The 16,362-nt window shown below is 71.3% G+C and carries 22 protein-coding genes and 1 pseudogene; 17 read left to right on the top strand and 6 right to left on the bottom strand.

Going from position 1 to position 16,362, the window contains the following annotated elements; translation table 11 throughout:
• Positions 1-47: 47 nt before the first annotated feature.
• Positions 48-929 (top strand): TniQ family protein, encoded by an 882-nt coding sequence (locus tag AB0H83_RS39585; RefSeq protein ID WP_360104706.1) that lies wholly within the window; start codon positions 48-50, stop codon positions 927-929.
• Positions 916-1,938: a hypothetical protein gene (locus AB0H83_RS39580; RefSeq protein ID WP_360104703.1), complete on the top strand. Its 1,023-nt coding sequence runs from the start codon at positions 916-918 to the stop codon at positions 1,936-1,938. Before AB0H83_RS39585 ends, AB0H83_RS39580 begins: the two co-directional genes overlap by 14 nt.
• Positions 1,939-2,145: 207 nt before the next feature.
• Here the strand turns inward: AB0H83_RS39580 and AB0H83_RS39575 are convergent, their stop codons facing one another.
• Positions 2,146-2,664, bottom strand: coding sequence for a recombinase family protein (locus AB0H83_RS39575; RefSeq protein ID WP_360104700.1), 519 nt, complete (start codon positions 2,662-2,664; stop codon positions 2,146-2,148).
• Here AB0H83_RS39575 and AB0H83_RS39570 point away from each other — a divergent pair.
• From AB0H83_RS39570 to AB0H83_RS39530, 9 genes and pseudogenes are all read left to right on the top strand, one after another.
• Positions 2,606-2,764 (top strand): hypothetical protein, encoded by a 159-nt coding sequence (locus AB0H83_RS39570; RefSeq protein ID WP_360104853.1) that lies wholly within the window; start codon positions 2,606-2,608, stop codon positions 2,762-2,764. The two genes, AB0H83_RS39575 and AB0H83_RS39570, sit on opposite strands and share 59 nt — an antisense overlap.
• Positions 2,764-3,453 (top strand): hypothetical protein, encoded by a 690-nt coding sequence (locus AB0H83_RS39565; protein ID WP_360104697.1) that lies wholly within the window; start codon positions 2,764-2,766, stop codon positions 3,451-3,453. The genes AB0H83_RS39570 and AB0H83_RS39565 overlap by 1 nt, the downstream gene beginning before the upstream one ends.
• A 95-nt stretch (positions 3,454-3,548) precedes the next feature.
• Positions 3,549-4,007 (top strand): SMI1/KNR4 family protein, encoded by a 459-nt coding sequence (locus AB0H83_RS39560; protein WP_360104695.1) that lies wholly within the window; start codon positions 3,549-3,551, stop codon positions 4,005-4,007.
• A gap of 190 nt (positions 4,008-4,197) precedes the next feature.
• A complete protein-coding gene (locus tag AB0H83_RS39555; protein WP_360104692.1) occupies positions 4,198-4,812 on the top strand; it encodes a sigma-70 family RNA polymerase sigma factor in 615 nt (204 codons plus the stop codon).
• Positions 4,809-4,901, top strand: a pseudogene (locus AB0H83_RS39550) (zf-HC2 domain-containing protein); the annotation flags it as partial. The gene AB0H83_RS39555 and the pseudogene AB0H83_RS39550, both read left to right, overlap by 4 nt.
• 249 nt (positions 4,902-5,150) lie before the next feature.
• Positions 5,151-5,702, top strand: a complete 552-nt coding sequence (locus tag AB0H83_RS39545) for a hypothetical protein (protein ID WP_360104850.1) — start codon at positions 5,151-5,153, stop codon at positions 5,700-5,702.
• 57 nt (positions 5,703-5,759) lie between these two features.
• Positions 5,760-6,440, top strand: coding sequence for a hypothetical protein (locus AB0H83_RS39540; RefSeq protein WP_360104689.1), 681 nt, complete (start codon positions 5,760-5,762; stop codon positions 6,438-6,440).
• Positions 6,437-7,240 (top strand): hypothetical protein, encoded by an 804-nt coding sequence (locus AB0H83_RS39535; protein WP_360104686.1) that lies wholly within the window; start codon positions 6,437-6,439, stop codon positions 7,238-7,240. Before AB0H83_RS39540 ends, AB0H83_RS39535 begins: the two co-directional genes overlap by 4 nt.
• A gap of 19 nt (positions 7,241-7,259) precedes the next feature.
• Positions 7,260-8,132 (top strand): ABC transporter ATP-binding protein, encoded by an 873-nt coding sequence (locus tag AB0H83_RS39530; RefSeq protein WP_360104683.1) that lies wholly within the window; start codon positions 7,260-7,262, stop codon positions 8,130-8,132.
• Between the two features lie 126 nt (positions 8,133-8,258).
• Here the strand turns inward: AB0H83_RS39530 and AB0H83_RS39525 are convergent, their stop codons facing one another.
• The 3 genes from AB0H83_RS39525 to AB0H83_RS39515 all read right to left on the bottom strand — a co-directional run bounded on the left by AB0H83_RS39525 (position 8,259) and on the right by AB0H83_RS39515 (position 10,154).
• Positions 8,259-9,104, bottom strand: coding sequence for a sugar nucleotide-binding protein (locus AB0H83_RS39525; RefSeq protein ID WP_360104680.1), 846 nt, complete (start codon positions 9,102-9,104; stop codon positions 8,259-8,261).
• A gap of 191 nt (positions 9,105-9,295) precedes the next feature.
• Positions 9,296-9,469: a hypothetical protein gene (locus AB0H83_RS39520; protein ID WP_360104677.1), complete on the bottom strand. Its 174-nt coding sequence runs from the start codon at positions 9,467-9,469 to the stop codon at positions 9,296-9,298.
• 10 nt (positions 9,470-9,479) lie between these two features.
• The gene (locus AB0H83_RS39515; protein ID WP_360104674.1) at positions 9,480-10,154 is read right to left on the bottom strand and encodes an SDR family oxidoreductase; all 675 of its coding nucleotides are present in this window, start codon (positions 10,152-10,154) and stop codon (positions 9,480-9,482) included.
• Between the two features lie 61 nt (positions 10,155-10,215).
• Between AB0H83_RS39515 and AB0H83_RS39510 the strand changes: the two genes are divergently transcribed.
• Positions 10,216-10,584: a MerR family transcriptional regulator gene (locus AB0H83_RS39510; RefSeq protein WP_360104671.1), complete on the top strand. Its 369-nt coding sequence runs from the start codon at positions 10,216-10,218 to the stop codon at positions 10,582-10,584.
• On the opposite strand, the gene AB0H83_RS39505 is transcribed toward AB0H83_RS39510, so the two are convergent.
• Together AB0H83_RS39505 and AB0H83_RS39500 are read right to left on the bottom strand one after the other, a co-directional pair.
• Positions 10,556-11,029, bottom strand: a complete 474-nt coding sequence (locus tag AB0H83_RS39505; protein WP_360104668.1) for a hypothetical protein — start codon at positions 11,027-11,029, stop codon at positions 10,556-10,558. The two genes, AB0H83_RS39510 and AB0H83_RS39505, sit on opposite strands and share 29 nt — an antisense overlap.
• A 4-nt stretch (positions 11,030-11,033) precedes the next feature.
• A complete protein-coding gene (locus AB0H83_RS39500) occupies positions 11,034-11,570 on the bottom strand; it encodes a helix-turn-helix domain-containing protein (RefSeq protein ID WP_360104665.1) in 537 nt (178 codons plus the stop codon).
• Between the two features lie 68 nt (positions 11,571-11,638).
• Between AB0H83_RS39500 and AB0H83_RS39495 the strand changes: the two genes are divergently transcribed.
• The 5 genes from AB0H83_RS39495 to AB0H83_RS39475 all read left to right on the top strand — a co-directional run bounded on the left by AB0H83_RS39495 (position 11,639) and on the right by AB0H83_RS39475 (position 16,180).
• Positions 11,639-12,085 carry a nuclear transport factor 2 family protein gene (locus tag AB0H83_RS39495; RefSeq protein WP_360104662.1) on the top strand — a complete coding sequence of 149 codons (447 nt, stop codon included), beginning with the start codon at positions 11,639-11,641 and terminating at the stop codon, positions 12,083-12,085.
• Positions 12,086-12,092: 7 nt separating this feature from the next.
• A complete protein-coding gene (locus AB0H83_RS39490) occupies positions 12,093-12,515 on the top strand; it encodes a PPOX class F420-dependent oxidoreductase (protein WP_360104659.1) in 423 nt (140 codons plus the stop codon).
• A 499-nt stretch (positions 12,516-13,014) separates the two neighbouring features.
• The gene (locus tag AB0H83_RS39485) at positions 13,015-13,362 is read left to right on the top strand and encodes a molybdopterin oxidoreductase (protein ID WP_360104656.1); all 348 of its coding nucleotides are present in this window, start codon (positions 13,015-13,017) and stop codon (positions 13,360-13,362) included.
• Between the two features lie 2 nt (positions 13,363-13,364).
• Positions 13,365-15,839 (top strand): nitrite reductase large subunit NirB, encoded by a 2,475-nt coding sequence (gene nirB / locus AB0H83_RS39480; protein ID WP_360104653.1) that lies wholly within the window; start codon positions 13,365-13,367, stop codon positions 15,837-15,839.
• Positions 15,836-16,180, top strand: coding sequence for a Rieske (2Fe-2S) protein (locus tag AB0H83_RS39475; protein ID WP_360104650.1), 345 nt, complete (start codon positions 15,836-15,838; stop codon positions 16,178-16,180). Before nirB ends, AB0H83_RS39475 begins: the two co-directional genes overlap by 4 nt.
• Positions 16,181-16,362 lie beyond the last annotated feature (182 nt).

Below are 16,362 nucleotides of genomic sequence, written 5' to 3'. Positions count from 1 at the left end.
CGCCACTCGTCCTCCGCCTTGAGCGACCCAGGCAGGTGCTGCCCCGCGTGGTCGTCCCGGTTCAGGACGAGACCTGCCAGTCATACGAACGGCGCCTCGCCAACGCCAACCACCTCACCATCGAGCACCTGCGCGCCCACGCCGGTCTGCGCAGCGGCGATTCCCCGACGATCCACGATCTGACGATCCTCACCGGGCTACCACGACGGTCGCTGCTGCTCGCCCTGCCCGAACTGCGCTCGCCGGAAACGGACCCGCCCTTACCACTGGTCGGCCGCATCCAGAACATCCGGCATCGCCGGGACTATCGACCAGCCTGCCGCAGATGCGCAGCCGCCCGCGCGATCACTGAAACCGTCCACACCTGGGTGACGAACGATCAGAACGTCTGCCTCCAGCACAACATCTGGATCGGAGCGCGCGACGACCGCGTCGAGGACCAGGCCGACGCCGCCGCGCTGCCCGAAGTCGTCGCCGCTCAACGCCGGCACCACAACCTGATCCGGCGGCACGGCCGCGCCGAGGTCGCCGCCGCATACGACGAAGCAGCACACATCACGCTGCGCTGGACCGAGCAGGGCTACTGGGCCGCGGCTCGGATCGGCCGGCTCGACACCGCGACCGGCCATAGCAACGTCCGCGTCAACCCGAACGATCCGCTGCTCCGCCTGATCAACTATCCCGAGACAGTCAGTCTGGCCGGCATCCTCGTCTCACCCTACTGGCGGCATCTGGCAGCCGAGGCGTTCCCGCTCACCGTGAGCGCCGAGGGCAGCCGCTTCGCCGAAGAAGTACGCCGGCGCACCGGAATCGAAGACTACGAGTTCATGGGCCCGCGTGACCCACTCCAGCAATGGTGCGACAGACAGCGACAGGAAGCACGGTTCCAAGCGCAACGACACAGCGACGGAGACCATGACCGACTTTGAGGACCTCTACCGTCACCTGCTCGCGACCGATCAGTCCGTCCGCAAACAATGGCTGCTCGACCACCAATCCACATCCGTCTCAGCAGCTCACTGGTGGCTCGCGCTCATCGACTCTGCCGTGTCCGACGTTCGCCACGAGCAGCAAGGACGACCACGGACGCGCCCCCGCGCCGACCTCGACCTGGCCGCAGCCCTGATCGACTGGGCACTGGAGCAGAACTTCCCGATCGATATCGCCGTCGGCAACCTCGTTCAGCTCACGACGGCCGGACTCGCCGCCGGTCGACGCCCCGACCTCCTACCCGCAAACGTCCGGCCGGACAGCATCGCCGGCCAAGCCCTCAGAAAGTTCGGCTTCACTCGCCCGCGGGCGATGGCCCGCGCTGCGGAACTGCGCGCCAAACCGATCACCGATGACGACTACGTCAAGCCTGGTGAGAACGTCGCGGAGAGCTTCCGGCTCTTGAGCGGCACCGACGACTACCAGGACTACCATCGGCTTCTTGGCATCCAGCGAATGCTGCACGATCTCAAACCCGTCATGCACCTCCTCACAGACACCAATCTCTCGGCAGAACTTGCCGCCTGGCTGAACATCCTGCCCGAATTGGACCCGTTTCCAACGGACCCGGAACGCCTCGGAGTGGTCAGCGCCCGCCCGACCGACAGGAACGGACGACTACTGCTGACCATGTCCGACGGCACATCGGCGCTGATCGAGCCGGATCTCACCCACGAGCAAATCGCCGGCCGGTACCGACTCGACCGTGTCGTGACCATGCCGGCCATCGACTTCTGCGCCGGCATCCACCTCGACGGGCCGCTTGCCGGCCAGACCGGCTACGCCACCAACGAACTCGGAAGCCGGACCCGGTTCTATCTGCCGCCACAACCAGGCGGACCGACCGGCTTCTACGAAGTAACCCGCCTGGCCACACAAGACAAACCAGCCGAAATGCGGTTCGTCGGCTTCACCTCGTCCGACGGCGAGTTGCCTCAACCAGAATGAGACGCCAGGCAACCGCCAGTCTCAATCAAGTTGAGGCACCGCAGGTCAACGGAGGGTCAATGCCTCAGATCAAACGAGACAGGACAAAGGTCAGCCGATCTGACTGGGAACCTCAGCGGCTTCAGTCCAGATGATCCGGCGGATCGTCGAGCCGCCCGGCAGGTCGCCAGTCCGTCCGCTGTCCGAGTTCTGGACGAGGTTGGCGGATCACCCGGCGTCGGCAGGCAGTTTGGCGAGATGCCGGTAGATGGTGGGCCGGGTGACGCCGAACTCGGCGGCGATCTGCTCGACGGTGTGCACGCGGCGGCCGCCGGGGCCGACTTCCTCGTAGATCTGCCGGGCAATGCGAGCCTGGCGCAGGGTGAGCTTGGGTTTCTGCCCGCCAGTACGGCCGCGGGCGCGGGCGGCAGCCAGGCCGACCAGGTCGACGCCGCGCTCCTGCAGTTGGGCCGGCAGGTCGATGAGGTGTTCGAGCGATCGACCTAGGCCGAACTTGGTGACTACGAATTGGTCGCCGCGGCGGTGGGCGACCAGCAGCGCCTTGGACAACTCGGGTCGGCGGGCGAGCTTGCCGGACGCCTTGTCGACGAAGATCTGCTCGCAGCCGGCCGCGGTAAGCGCGTCGGGGTTGGGCGCTGGGGCTCTGATCGCCGGTGGAGACCCGGCCGTGGCCGATCCGCACGGCTGGGAGTGTATCCGCCGGTACGGCGGCGACGTCGGGCTCACCGAACGCGTCCAGGGCTGGCTCGGTGAACGCGGCCTCGCCGTGTTCCAGCTCGACCCCGACCTCGCCGCACGCTCCCGGCACTGGGCCTGGCACTCCTGATGGACCATGACCTGCTCTACGCCCGCATGCAGGCATCCGGACTGTCGCTGTGGGAACTCGGCGAGCTGCTCGGCATCCACCCCCACCACCTGCACAAGAGCGACACGGCCGGCGGCCTGCCCAGCCAGCCCGTCCGCGTCCTGATCGAGTTGGCCTACCGCCTCGACCTGCACCCGGCCGATCTCGTTCCCGCCCTCGACGCCGGTCTGGGCTTCGACGCGCCCCGTCCGCCCGCGAGCCGGTCGGCACCGCCCACGGCGACGCCCCTGACGCTGCTCACCAGGCTCACCACCACCAGCGCCACGCTCGACATCGATGAGCTCGCCGCTCCTCGACCGGGCTGTCCGGCGCACCGCGTCCGCGCTCGGGCACGCCGCCGACCGTCGTATCCCGACCCCGAACACAACCGGATCATTGTCGAGGTGGACGGGTACTCCGACGCGATGCTGTGGCGGATGGCTGCCAAGCACGGGGGCACCGCCGTAGCGGTCCGGGTGGTCAGCTCGGTGAAGACGCTGCCCGGCTCGGGAGAGGCCGACACCAGCCAGTTCTACGGCGGCGCCAAGATCACCAATTGCACGGCCGGCTTGCCTGGATTTCCGGCTCCAGCGACATGTTCCTCACCGCCGGTCACTGCGCACCGAGTGGAGGCAGCTTCTCGACCACGGAGTCGCGGCCTGGTCGCCTGAACGACCACGACGCGACTTCGATCACCACGGTGGTCCGGCCGACGGGACAGCGGCCACCCGTCGGTGGTGCGCCACCGGGTCGTAGGGTGCGCGGCATGGATCAGGCCGAGTTCCACCGGCTCGCCGAGCCGGTGCTGCGAAGGACCGCCGCTGCCGACGCCGAGCACGGACTCGGCCTCGTCTACGGGCGCACCGCCACCGCCGCGGAGATCGCCGCCGTCGAGCGGGCGATGGGCGTGGTGCTGCCGGAGCAGTACAAGGCGTTCATGACGCAGTACGGCGGCGGGATCTTCGGGTTCCTCGAGCTGTTCCCGGTCGTGGCCCGTCCGCACGAGTACCGCGACAACCTGCGGACCGTCAACGACGCCGAGTTCCCGGACCGCACGTTCGTCGCCGTCGCGGTGGTCGGCACCGGGGACCACTGGGGGTTCCCGGTGACCGGCGGCCGCTGCCACGACCAGGTCTGGTTCCACTTCCACGACGACGCGAACCACGAGCCTGTCGCCGGGGACTTCCTGGAGTTCGTCGCCCGGCACGGCATGCGGTCAGCGTAGGGGCACGGTCATGAAATGTGCCGATCGCCGTCGTCGAGGTCTGCGGGCGCGCATGGTGGCCAGGTAGCTGGCCCGGCCCACCCGGGTGGAGCAACTGCCGTCGGTGTTGTTGGTCCGCCATCCGAGTGGTTTGAGTCACATCTGGTTCGCTGCTGTGAACGTGCCGGGGCGGGGCCGCTACCCAGGTGGGATGGGTGCGACGGTCGACGGGCAGCAGGATGCCGACCGGCGGCTGCTGTGTCTGGTGGCCGCCGGTGACGAGTCTGCCCTCGAAGGGCTGTACGTCCGGCATGGGCCGGCGTTGTTGTCCTATGCCGAGGGGCTGCTTGCCGATCGGCACCGCGCCGAGGAGACGGTTCAGGACACGCTGCTGGCGGTCTGGCGGGGGGCTGGCTCCTTCCAGGGCCGGTCCACGGTCCGGACCTGGCTGTTCGGCATATGTCGGAGGCAGGCGCTGCGCCGTCTGGGCGTCCATGGCGGCCCGGTGCACGTCCCGATCGACGCAGCCGTCGGGCTGGCCGCCGACGAGCCTGGCCCGGAGGCGGTCACGCTCGCCCGCGCGGATGCGCGGGCGGTGGCGGTGGCGATGGCCGGATTGCCGTCGATCCATCGGGAGGTGCTGGACCTCACCTTCGGCGCCGGGCTCACTCGCGACGAGGTCGCCGTCGTCCTCGATGTGCCGGTCGGCACGGTCAAGAGCCGCTTGTTCCACGCCCGAGCCGTGCTGGCTCGGGCTTTGGCCAATGACACGGACGACGGGTGTGCGGCTGCCCAGCGGGCGGCCGGGCAGGGAGGACGGCGATGAGACATCCGACCGAGCAGCTCGCCGAGTACGTGGCTGGCACGCTCCCCGCGCATGACGCGGCGGCAGTCGCGGCGCACCTTTCACAGTGTGTGGCGTGCCGGCAGGAGGTCGCCGGTTGGCAACACATGGCTGAGGGTGTCCGGTCCCGGCTGGCGCCTGCGCCTGCCGCTGTCCTCGTTGCGGTACGTCGCCGGCTCGCTGCTTCGTACGCTGGTGGTCGCGCCGCCGGGCCACCGGTCTACCGGGCGGTGCCCGGTGCGCGTCCGGTGGCACGTGCGGCCGGATTGCTCGCCCACCAATGGCGGTTGGTGGGCTGGCGGGTGTGGGCTGTCTCCGCCGTGGTGCTCGTCGCCGGCATCGTGCTCGCCGGTTGGGTGTCGGTCCCGGCGCAGCCGGTGCTCGCGGTGGTCGTACCGTTGGCCGCGGCGCTTGCGGTGGCGGGCGCGTGCGGGGGAGACGAGCTGCCCGGCGAACTGGTCCGGGCCACGCCGACGTCGGTGCGTACCGTTCTGCTCGCCCGGTTGACCCTTGTGCTCGGTGCGGTCTTCGTGGCTGCGCTGATCGGCTCCCTGGTGCTGAGTGTGGCCGGGGCGGGTGGTCCGGGCAGACTGCTGGCCGCCTGGCTCGGTCCGATGGTCCTGCTGTCCGCGGTGAGCTTCGCCTGCTCGGTGGCGTGGCGTCCGGCGGTCGGTCTGTCGGCTGCTCTGGCCGTGTGGGTGCTGCGGGTTCTGCTGGCATCCGGCTCCGTCGATGGTGCCGTCGGTGGCGCGGCCGAGGCGATGTGGCGCACGTCGTGGCCTCCGCTGGTCGTCTCCGCCGCCCTGGTGGGTGGAGTGCTGGCGATCGCGCCCAGGCTGGCGTCGTCGCGGATCGTCCGGTTCGGTTTGTGACCTGGATCACTATGCTGGCGAGTGAACCGGGGTGGGCGGCAGGTGCACTCAAGCGACGTGGAGATGTGGAGACACGAGGCAGGAAGGCTCGGCTGGGCCGCCGGTTGTGGACCGGCCCTGGCCCTTGTGGTGGCGGCGGCGGTGGCGGCTCTCACCGCCGGTGACGGCGCCGGGCGTCCGCAGGTGTCCCTGGTCCTGATCACCGGACTGGAGGCGTTGCTCCCCCTGGCGGTGGCGATGGCGGCGACGTCGGTCGTCGCCACCGACCGGGCACGTGAGTTGCACCTCTCGCTCCCCACCCGGTACGCGACGGTCCTGGGCCGCCGGCTCGGGGTGCTGGCCGGTGCCACTTCCGCTGCCGCTGTTGCCTTCACCGGCGTCCTCTGGGCGGCGGGTCTGTGGTCGGGGCCACCGGTGGTCGCGTCACCGCTGCTCTGGGCGCCGGCCATGGCCTGGTTGGGAGGCCTGGCGGTCTTCATCGCGCTGCTCACCCGCAGCCTGCTACTGGCCACCACCGCCGCCGGCGGCGTGTGGCTGGCGCAGCAGCTGTTCGCCTCAGGCTTCGCGGCGCATGACTGGGCCAGGCCGCTGTATCTGTTTCCGGTCAGTCGGCTCGGCGCCTACCCGGGCTGGATGACCGACCGGCTCGTTCTCACCGCCACGATCGCGCCGTTCGCCGCCGGGGTCCTGATCCTGCTCCGGCGACCGGAGCGGATGCTGACCGAGGAGGAAGCATGACCGGAGTGCGGGAGATGCTGGCCGTCTGCCGATACGAGTTCTGGATGCAGATCCGCAAGCGGTCCCTGTGGATCACGATCGCACTGCTGGCGGGGTCACTCGCCGCCGGCCGGTTCGGGATGGGCCCCCGGTACGCGCCGGCACCACCCGGCGCCCCGGCCCAGGAGGTGATGACCCGGTGGGCGTTCCTGTTCTCCGTGATCCTGCCGATCGCGTTCGGGATGGCACTGGCCGACAGGCTGCTGCGCGACCGCCGGTTGCACACCGCCGAACTGCTGGCGAGCCTGCCACCCGGACCGGCGGGCCGGCTCACCGGAACGTTCCTCGGCAGTGTCACGGCGACCGGTGCACCGGCCCTGGCCGCGATGCTCGTCGCGGCCGGCTACGAGACGGTCCGCCGGGGAGACCCGGCGATGATCCCCTGGGGCCTCGCAGCGTTCGCCGCGGTCCTCGCCCCGGCGTTGGTCTTCGTCGCTGGATACGCGCTGGTCTGCCCCTTGGTCCTGACCACGCCGCTGTTCCGGGTGCTGTTCGTCGGCTACTGGTTCTGGGGCAACCTGCTCCTGCCGGCGACACTGCCCACTCCCACCGGCTCCCTGTTGAGCCCGATCGGCAGCTACGCGGCGAGCTGGCTGTTGGGGACGCCGGTCCTGCACGCCGGCATACCCGGCCCGCTGCCGGTCCTGCGGCCGGTGCCGACCGGATCCGCCGCGGCGGCGAGCATCAGCCTGCTCGTCGTCGCCGGCCTGCTCCCGCTCCTGACGGCCGGCCTGCTGCGTAGCCGCCGGCGTACGGCCTGACGACCGGAAGGTGTACGACATGGACATCGCGATCACGGGACTGCGTCGCTCGTTCGGCCGCGTCACCGCCTTACGGGGAGTCGACCTGACCGTCCAGGGCGGAATGTTCGGCCTGCTCGGCGGCAACGGTGCCGGCAAGACCACCCTCATGCGGATCATGGCCGGTGTCATCGCTCCCGGAAAGGGCCAGGTGCGCATCGGCGGATACGACATGACGACCCGATCCGGGCGGCGCAACGTTCAACGCCGGCTCGGCTACGTACCCCAGGAGCTGGGGCTCTACCCGGACCTGTCGCCCCGTGAGTTCCTCGACTACGTGGCCCTGCTCAAAGGCCTGGATGACACGACAGCCCGCCGCCGGCAAGTCGGGGAACTCCTCGACATGGTGGGGTTGGCCGACGTCGCCGGCCGCCGGATGAAGGGCTTCTCCGGCGGCATGCGCCGCCGCGTCGGCATCGCCCAGGCGCTGCTCGGCGACCCGGCCCTGCTGATCGTCGACGAACCGACCGCCGGCCTCGACCCGCAGGAACGTATCCGATTCCGGACCCTGCTCGCCGGGCTCGCCGGGCAACGCACCGTGCTGCTCAGCACCCACATCGTGGAGGACGTCGCACAGACCTGCCACGACACGGCAGTACTCGCCGCCGGCCAGGTCATCTACACCGGCTCAGTGACCGACCTGACCCGAACCGCCGAGGGAGCCACCTGGCAGATGAGCAGCGCCGGGGCGCCACCCACCGACGGCGTCGTCGTATCGGCGGTCACCCGCGAAGCCGGCACCCAGTACCGTGTCATCAGCCCGGCACGCCCGAGCCGCGACGCGACCTCCGTCCCACCAACCCTGGAAGACGGGTACGTCGCACTCATGCAACGACACACCGTGAGCCATTAATCGGCGGCGTCATTCCGCCGAGATCAGCCCAGGACCATCCCACTCACGTTGACCAACTTTTGATCCCCTGTCGCACGTTCGTTAGCAACGCCGCTCCTGGAGTTCGTCGCCCGGCACGGCATGCGGTCAGCGCAGGGGCACGGTCATGAACTGTGACGCGGGGCGCAGCGGGGTCCGCAGCAGGGACCGGGCCAGGGTGCAGTCGAGGCGGACGTCGAGGGGGCGGCCCGGCATGACGTCGGCGCTGCGGGCCGCCGGGATCGTCGCCGGGTCGAGGCCGTCGCGGGCGGCGACCATCAGCCCGAGGGCGTGCCGGCTGACCGGTTCGGGGCCGGTCACGTGCAACGGACCCCGCACGTCGGACGCGGCGAGCTCCAGCAGCGCGTCGGCGAGGTCGTCGACGTGGACCGGCATGCGGATCTCGTCGGTGAACAGGTACCCGCTGCGTTCGCCGGTGGACAGGGCGTGAGTGAGGGTTTCGTGGGCGCTGCGGCCGTCGCCGACGATCGTGGAGGTGCGCACGAGGACGGCGGCAGGGTCGATCGCCTGCACGGCGGTCTCGGCGGCGGCCTTCGCGGCGCCGTACCGGTACGTCGGGTCCGGCAGGGCGTCCTCGGTGTAGTGGACCTCGCGGCCGGAGAAGATCGCGTCGCTGGACAGGTGGACCAGTCGGGCGCCGACCTCGGCGGCGGCGAGGGCGACGTGGGCGGCGCCGTCGGCGATGGACCGCCAGTCGCCGCGGTCCCGGCTGGCCGCGGTGTGGATCACCACGGCGGGGCGCAGGCCGCGCAGCGCGGCGTGCACGGCGGCCCGGTCGCGGATGTCGAGGCGGAGGTCGAGGCGGAGGTCGGCGGAGCGCTCGGGGGCGGCGAAGTACGTGCCGGCGGTGTTCCAGCCGGAGGCGGCAGCACGCTGGTACACGCGACGACCCAACGAACCGGTCGCGCCGGTCACCAGCAGCAGCCCCGTCACCGGCCGGACGATACCCGCTCAGGCGAACGTCTGCGTGCCCAGGACGACGGCCAGCTCGAGCCACTGCGCGTCGTCGGTGCCGGGTCCGGCGGTGTGCCCGGGTGATGCGCAGGTCGTCGCCGGCGACGAACAGGTGTCGCGGTCCAGGGTGATCCGCCCGACCCCCGGATGGTCGACGGCCTTGTGTTTGGTCAGGTCGGTGCAGCGGGGTGCCGCGGCGAGTGGGGTGTGTGAAAGCCGGTCCCGGTCGGTGCGTCGGCCGCCCGCCAGGGCCGTAGCCGCAGCCCGCCGTCGCCGGGGATGGTCGGCTGGGTGAGTGCGGCGAGGGTCCCGGCGGGCAGCGCGGGCGTCACGAGCGACGGCACGCACCCGACCCTAGACGCCGGCGAGGGCGGCCTTCGCGGCGCGGCTGGCGTCGTCGACGAGGACCTCGCGCAGTCCGGCGGCGACACCGTCGAGGGCGGTCGTCACCACGTACCGTGGATCCAGCTTCGGCACGTCGAAGCCGGCCATCATGTCGGTGTCGGCGGCGCCGAGGTGCACGCCGGTGACCGTGGTGCCGTGGCCGGCCAGTTCGAGGCGGATGCCGTTGGTGAGGCTCCACTGGGCGGCCTTCGCGGCGCTGTAGGAGTTGGCGCCGTCGTAGTTCGCCCACGACAGCACCGACAGCATGTTGAGGATGGCGCCGCCGCCGTTGCGGGCGAGGACCGGCGCGAACGCGCGCACCACGCGCAGCGTGCCGAAGTAGTGTGTCTCCATCTCCAGCCGGATGGCGTCCAGGTCGCCGTCGAGCAGGTTGGTGTGCGCGACGACGCCGGCGTTGTTCACCAGCAGGTCCACGTCCTGGGCGGCACCGGCGGCCGCGGCGACACTGCCGGCGTCGGTGATGTCCAGGCGCAGCACCTGCGCGCCGGGCAGGTCCACGGCGCGCGGGTCGCGGGCGGTCGCGTACACCTTCGACGCGCCGCGTTCGAGCAGTTCCAGGGCAAAGTGCCGGCCGAGGCCACGGTTGGCGCCCGTGACGAGCGCAACCGATCCGTTGATCTCCATGCCGGTTACGCTAAAACCTGACGTTGACGTCAGAGGCAAGTGTTGTGGGGAGGGTCGCAGAATGCGCATCGGTGAGGTGGCCGCGAAGGCCGGTGTGAGCGTGCGGGCGCTGCGCTACTACGAGGAGCAGGGCCTGCTCACCGCGGAACGCTCCGCGTCCGGGCAGCGCACGTACCCCGATGGCGCCGTCGACCGGGTCGTGCTGGTGCAGCAGCTGTACGCGGCGGGCCTGTCCAGCCGGCGCATCCTGGAGCTGTTGCCATGCGTGTACACCGGCTACGCCACCCCGCAGACGCTGGCGTTGCTCGCCGCGGAGCGCGACCGGATCGACGCGCAGATCACGGGGCTGGCGGCGACCAGGGACCGGCTGGACGCGGTGATCGCCGCGGCGACGGCGAGCGTCACGGACGCCTGTCTGCCCGGGCGATGAGCGCGCGCGCCTCGGCGTACACGTCGTCGTCGAGCGGGTTCGGGTCGCCGGGCTCGTAGCCGTAGCTGGCGTGGAGCAAGCCGAAGGGCTCCAGCGCGGGTATCTGGTTCAGGCCGTTCACCTGGTACGCCCACCGGGCGAGCGCCTGCGCAGTGATGGTGCCGGCGAGCAGCTCCCGGGCTTTCGCCGTGACCGCGTGGTCGAGCACGGTGGCGCTGCCCGGCGGGTGGTAGGCGAGGCCGACCTCGGCGAGCGCCGCCTCCAGCAGCGGCTCGACGTCGGTGTCGTCGGCGGTCGCCTCCGGCAGCCCGGCGAGCATCGCGAGGGAGTCGCCGCCGTCGGGCAGCACGGCGCAGGCGGCGCGGACGACGCCGGCGGGCCAGGCGAGCCCGGCGCTCCACAGTGCGGCCACGTCGTGCAGCGCTGCTGCGGCCCGGGCTGCCACCCGGTCACGGGCGCAGGCCGTCGGTGAGGACGGCGAGGAGCCGTTCGGCGCGGCCCGGGTCGGGGTCGTCGTGGACGGCGGCGAGCAGGCTCTTCAGGAACACGACCAGGTCGGCGGCGCTCACCCCGGCCTTCACCGCGCCGGCCGCCTGGGCACGCGTCAGCAGGGTGTCGATCGCGTCGTGCATCGCCTGCCGCAGCGGGCCGGGGACGCTGATCGCGTCGGAGGTGTCGCGTTTCGCTGCTGCCTCCGCGCCCAGGTGGGCGAGGAATCCGAAGAACGCGCCGCCCGGGTCGTCACCGTCGTCGGCGCGGCGCCGGGCCTCGGCGACGAGGTCGGTGACCCTGGCGGTGACCACGGCCTGGAACAGGCTCTCCTTCGTCGGGAAGTGCCGGTACACGGTGCCGGGTCCGACGCCGGCGCGGGCGGCGATGTCGTCCAGGGGCACCGCGAACCCGCCCTCGGCGAACGCCTCGCGGGCGGCGGCCAGGACGCGGTCGCGGTTGCGGCGGGCGTCGGCGCGCAGCCGCGGCTCAGCCATTGTCAACCGGGGCGGGCGTTCCGTATCGTCGAACCGGGGTCATGGTTCCGATTGTACGGAGGTGCCGCATGGACAGCCCGCGCCAGGTGGTCGAGCAGGTACGCCGCATGGTGGCCGGGGACGGCGTCGTCTTCGCCGACCTGTTCGCCGAGGACGGCGTGCTGCGGTACCCGTTCGCCCTGCCCGGCCAGCCACCCGAGCTGCGCGGCCGGGACGCGATCCGCGCGTACCACGGCGCCGCGGCCGGCTCGCGGCAGCTGTTCGACATGGACGGCGTCGACGCCCTCGTGCGCGACACGGACGACCCCGAGGTCGTCGTCGCGCAGATCGAGCACCACGGCCGCTCGCTGGTGACCGGCGAGCCGTACCGGTTCCGCGCCCTTGCCGTCATCCGCGTCCGCAACGGCGAGATCGTCTCCTACGACGACTACATGGACCCGATCGCCACAGCCCGGCTGCTCGGCCGTACCGCGGACCTCGCCGCCGCCCTCAGCGCCGCGCCGGCTGCAGCATGATGGTGTGATGACATACGATCCGCGGGATCTGCTCGCCGCCAGCCGCCTCGGTGTCCTGGCCACCATCAAGAGCGACGGCCGCCCACAGTTGTCACCGGTCATGCCGTTCTACGACCGGGCCGCCTCCGTCATCTATGTGTCTATGACCGAGGGCCGGGCCAAGACCGCGAACCTGCGCCGCGACCCGCGCGCGACCCTGGAGGTGACCAGCCCCGACGGCCGGTCCTGGGCGACCGCGGAGGGCCTCGCCACGCTCACCGGTCCCGGCACCGACCCGCTCGGCTCGGAGGTCGAGGCGCTCGTCGACTACTACCGCCGCGCCGCCGGCGAGCATCCTGACTGGGACGAGTACCGCACCGTCATGGTCACCGACCGCCGCGTGCTGATGACGATGACCGTCGACCACGTGTACGGCGAGCACCTCGGCTGACCCCCGGCAGGCGACGCGCGGGCGCTCAGGTGGTGGCGACGTGCCGCCGGCCGGACCATCGGGGTGATCAAAGTCGCGGCATGGTCGTCTGGATGACCACGCTGCGACTTTGATCACCCCGGCAAGATCACCGGCGGCCGCGCGACCCGCCGCCTCGCCACCGACGGCGAAGTCCAGCACGACCGGCGCGTCGGCGAACCACGTGTCGTCGTCGAGGTCCCAGACCACCCAGACGTGCCGCAGCACCAGCCCGGCCAGTGCGGCGAGCCGCTCACCGTGCAGGGCGGCGATGCGCTTGCGGCCGCTGGTCCAGCGGGGGTCGTAGTCCTGGATCCCGAACCGGGTCACAGGGGCGATTGTGCCGGGGCCGTTCACAGCGTGGATCACGGGGCGGATAGGACCCGCACCGCCGGGCGTAACAAGTGCGGTATGGGGGTGTAACCGCCGGTCGCGACGATCGGGGGGAGCCGGGGTCCGTCCGGCGGAGAGGACGGCTGAGGTGCAGTCGACGCCACGTTTCCTGCAGGGTGTGTTTCCGTTCGCCGGGAAGGGGATCGAGTCGCCGGTGCCGTTGGACGCGGCGCTCACGTACACGGTGCCGGTCGGGGTGATCGCGCAGACGGTGTACTTCCGCGGCGGCAACACCTCCGGTGAGCTGGTGTACGTGGTGCTCACCCGCGACGGCACGCCGATGCGGTACTTCCCGATCGGGGCGAAGAGCGACGTGCACGTGCCGCTGCGGGTGGTGGAGGACCTCGACGGCGGCACCGTCGTGGAACTGCTCGTCGGGGCGCCCGAGGGCGTGACCGGGTCGATCGTCGTGGACCTCGGCCTGGTGGAGGTGTAGCGATGGCCGAAGACCGAGAAGCCGGCAAGCAGCGGCTCGTCGTCGTCGGCAACGGGATGGCCGGGGCGCGGGCCGTGGAGGAGATCCTGGAGCGCGGCGGGCGCGGCCAGTACTCGATCACGATGTTCGGTGAGGAGCCGTACGGCAACTACAACCGGATCATGCTGTCCAACGTGCTGTCCGGCGTCGAGGACGAGGACGGCATCTTCCTCAACAGCCTGCCCTGGTACGCGACGAACGGCATCGACCTGCGCGCCGGGGTCAGGGTGGAGCGCATCGACCGGTTCGCGAAGGTCGTGCTGGACTCCGAGGGCAACGAGCTGCGCTACGACAAGCTGATCATCGCCACGGGCAGCCGGCCGTTCATCCCGCCGATCGAGCACCTGCATCACCCGCGGCGCGGCTACCACCAGGGCGTCTTCACGTTCCGCACGATCGACGACACGCGCGGGATGATCCGGTACGCCCGCGACCACGAACGCGCCGTTGTCATCGGTGGCGGGCTGCTCGGCCTGGAAGCGGCCCGCGGGCTGCAGCAGCACGGCGTCGCCGTCACGCTCGTGCACGCCGCCGGGCACCTGATGAACGCCCAGCTCGACGCGCAGGGCGGGGCGATCCTGAAGGCGAGCGTCGAGCGGCTCGGCATCACCGTCGAGCTTGCCGCCCGTACCGTGGCGATCGAAGGCACCGACAAGGTGCGGGGTGTCCGCTTCGCGGACGGGCGGGTCATCGCCTGCGACATGGTGGTCGTCGCCGCGGGGATCCGCCCGAACACGGCCCTGGCCGAGGTCAGCGGCCTGACGGTGGAGCGCGGCATCGTCGTGGACGACCAGCTGCGCTGCCTCGACGAGCCCGACATCTACGCGGTCGGCGAGTGCGTGCAGCACCGCGGCGAGACGTACGGGCTGGTCGCGCCCCTGTGGGAGCAGGCGCGGGTGCTCGCCGACCACGTCACCGGCCGCGACCCGCACGCCGCCTACCACGGGTCGCGAACCGCGACGAAGCTCAAGGTCGCCGGCGTGGACGTGGCCGCGATGGGGATCACCACCCCGGCACCCGGCGACGAGTTCGTGGTGTTCGCCGAGCCCAGCCGCGGCGTGTACAAGAGCGTCATCATCCGCGGCGACCGGCTCGTCGGCGCGACCCTGCTCGGCGACGTCGGGAAGGTCGGGTACCTGATGCAGGCGTTCGACCAGGGGCTGCCGCTGCCGCAGGAACGGGTGCGGCTGCTGTTCGACCTCGGCGGGCCCAGCGCGGACGTGTCCGCGGCCGAGCTGGCCGGCGACGCGCAGGTGTGCAACTGCAACGGCGTGAGCAAGACGGCGATCGTCGAGGCGACCGGCACGATGAAGACGTTGACCGGCGTGATGGAACGCACCCGGGCCGGCAAGGGCTGCGGGTCGTGCAAGGCGCTGGTGCAGCAGATCGTCGACTGGGCCGCCGGCGGCGCCGCCGAGGAGGACCCGTCGGCGAACTGGTACGTGCCCGGCGTGCCGCTGAGCAAGCCGGACCTGATCGCCGCGATCCGCGCGCAGAACCTGCGTAGCGTGTCCGCGGTCTTCGACGCCCTCGCCGGCGGTGAGGAGGACGCGAAGAGCAAGATGGGCCTGGTGTCGCTGCTGCGGATGCTGTGGGGCGACGACTACGTCGACGAGCGCGGCGCCCGGTTCATCAACGACCGGGTGCACGCCAACATCCAGCGTGACGGCACGTTCTCCGTCGTGCCGCAGATGAAGGGCGGCGTCACCACCCCCGAGCAGCTGCGCCGCATCGCCGACGTCGCCGACAAGTACGCGGTGCCGATGGTCAAGTTGACCGGCGGGCAGCGCATCGACCTGCTCGGCATCCGCAAGGAGGACCTGCCGAAGGTGTGGGCGGACCTCGACATGCCGTCCGGGTACGCGTACGGCAAGAGCATGCGCACGGTGAAGACGTGCGTCGGCTCCGACTACTGCCGCTTCGGTGTCGGCGACTCCACGGCGCTCGGCATCGCGATCGAGACCCGGTTCCAGGGCCTGGAGAGCCCCGGGAAGATGAAGCTCGCCGTCACCGGCTGCCCGCGCAACTGCGCCGAGGCGTACGTGAAGGACCTCGGCGTCGTCGCGATCGACGGCGACCGCTGGGAGATCTACGTCGGCGGCGCCGCGGGCGCGCACATCCGCAAGGGTGACCTGCTCGCCACCGTCGACACCCCGGCCGAGGTCATCCGGCTGGCCGGCCGGTTCCTGCAGTACTACCGGGAGCACGCCAACTGGCTGGAGCGCACCTACGCGTTCGTGCCGCGGCTGGGCATCGAACGGCTGCGCGCCGTCATCGTGGAGGACAGCGAAGGGCTCGGCGCCGGCCTCGACGAACGGATGGAGGCCGCGGTGGCCGCGTACCGTGACCCGTGGAAGGAAGGGCAGGACCCGACGGTGCCCGGCCAGTTCCGCACCGCGCTGCCGCTGGTGCCGCTGCCGCAGGTGCCGGTCCGATGACCACGGTCGCGGGCGGCGTCCCGCCGGTGGACGCGGGCACCATCCACCGGCTCGGGCCGGTGACGGACATCCCCGTCGGTGAGGGCCGCGCCTACGCCGTCGACGGCGAGCAGGTCGCGGTCTTCCGGCTGCGCAGCGGTGCGGTGCGGGCCGTGTCGGCGATCTGCCCGCACGCCGGGGGCCCCATCGCCGACGGGCTCATCGACGCGAAGGTCGTGATCTGCCCGTTGCACCAGCACGTGTACGACCTGGCGACGGGTTGCTCAAGCACCGGCCAGCCGCCGCTACGCGTGTACGACGTACGCGTCGACGCCGACGGCACGCTGCTGCTGACCACGTGAGCGGCCAGCGGAGCGGCTCGGGCCGCGAACCATGGGTGCAGGTTTGGCTCGCGGCGGCGCCGGAGCGTAGCGGAGGTGACGGTGCGGGCGGCCAGCGGAGCGGCTCGGGCCGCGAACCATGGGTGCAGGTTTGGCTCGCGGCGGCGCCGGAGCGTAGCGGAGGTGACGGTGCGGGCGGCCAG

It is taken from the genome of Dactylosporangium sp. NPDC050688, assembly GCF_040654515.1.
Lineage (GTDB): Bacteria > Actinomycetota > Actinomycetes > Mycobacteriales > Micromonosporaceae > Dactylosporangium.
This window is presented reverse-complemented; position numbering and strand designations above follow the sequence as displayed.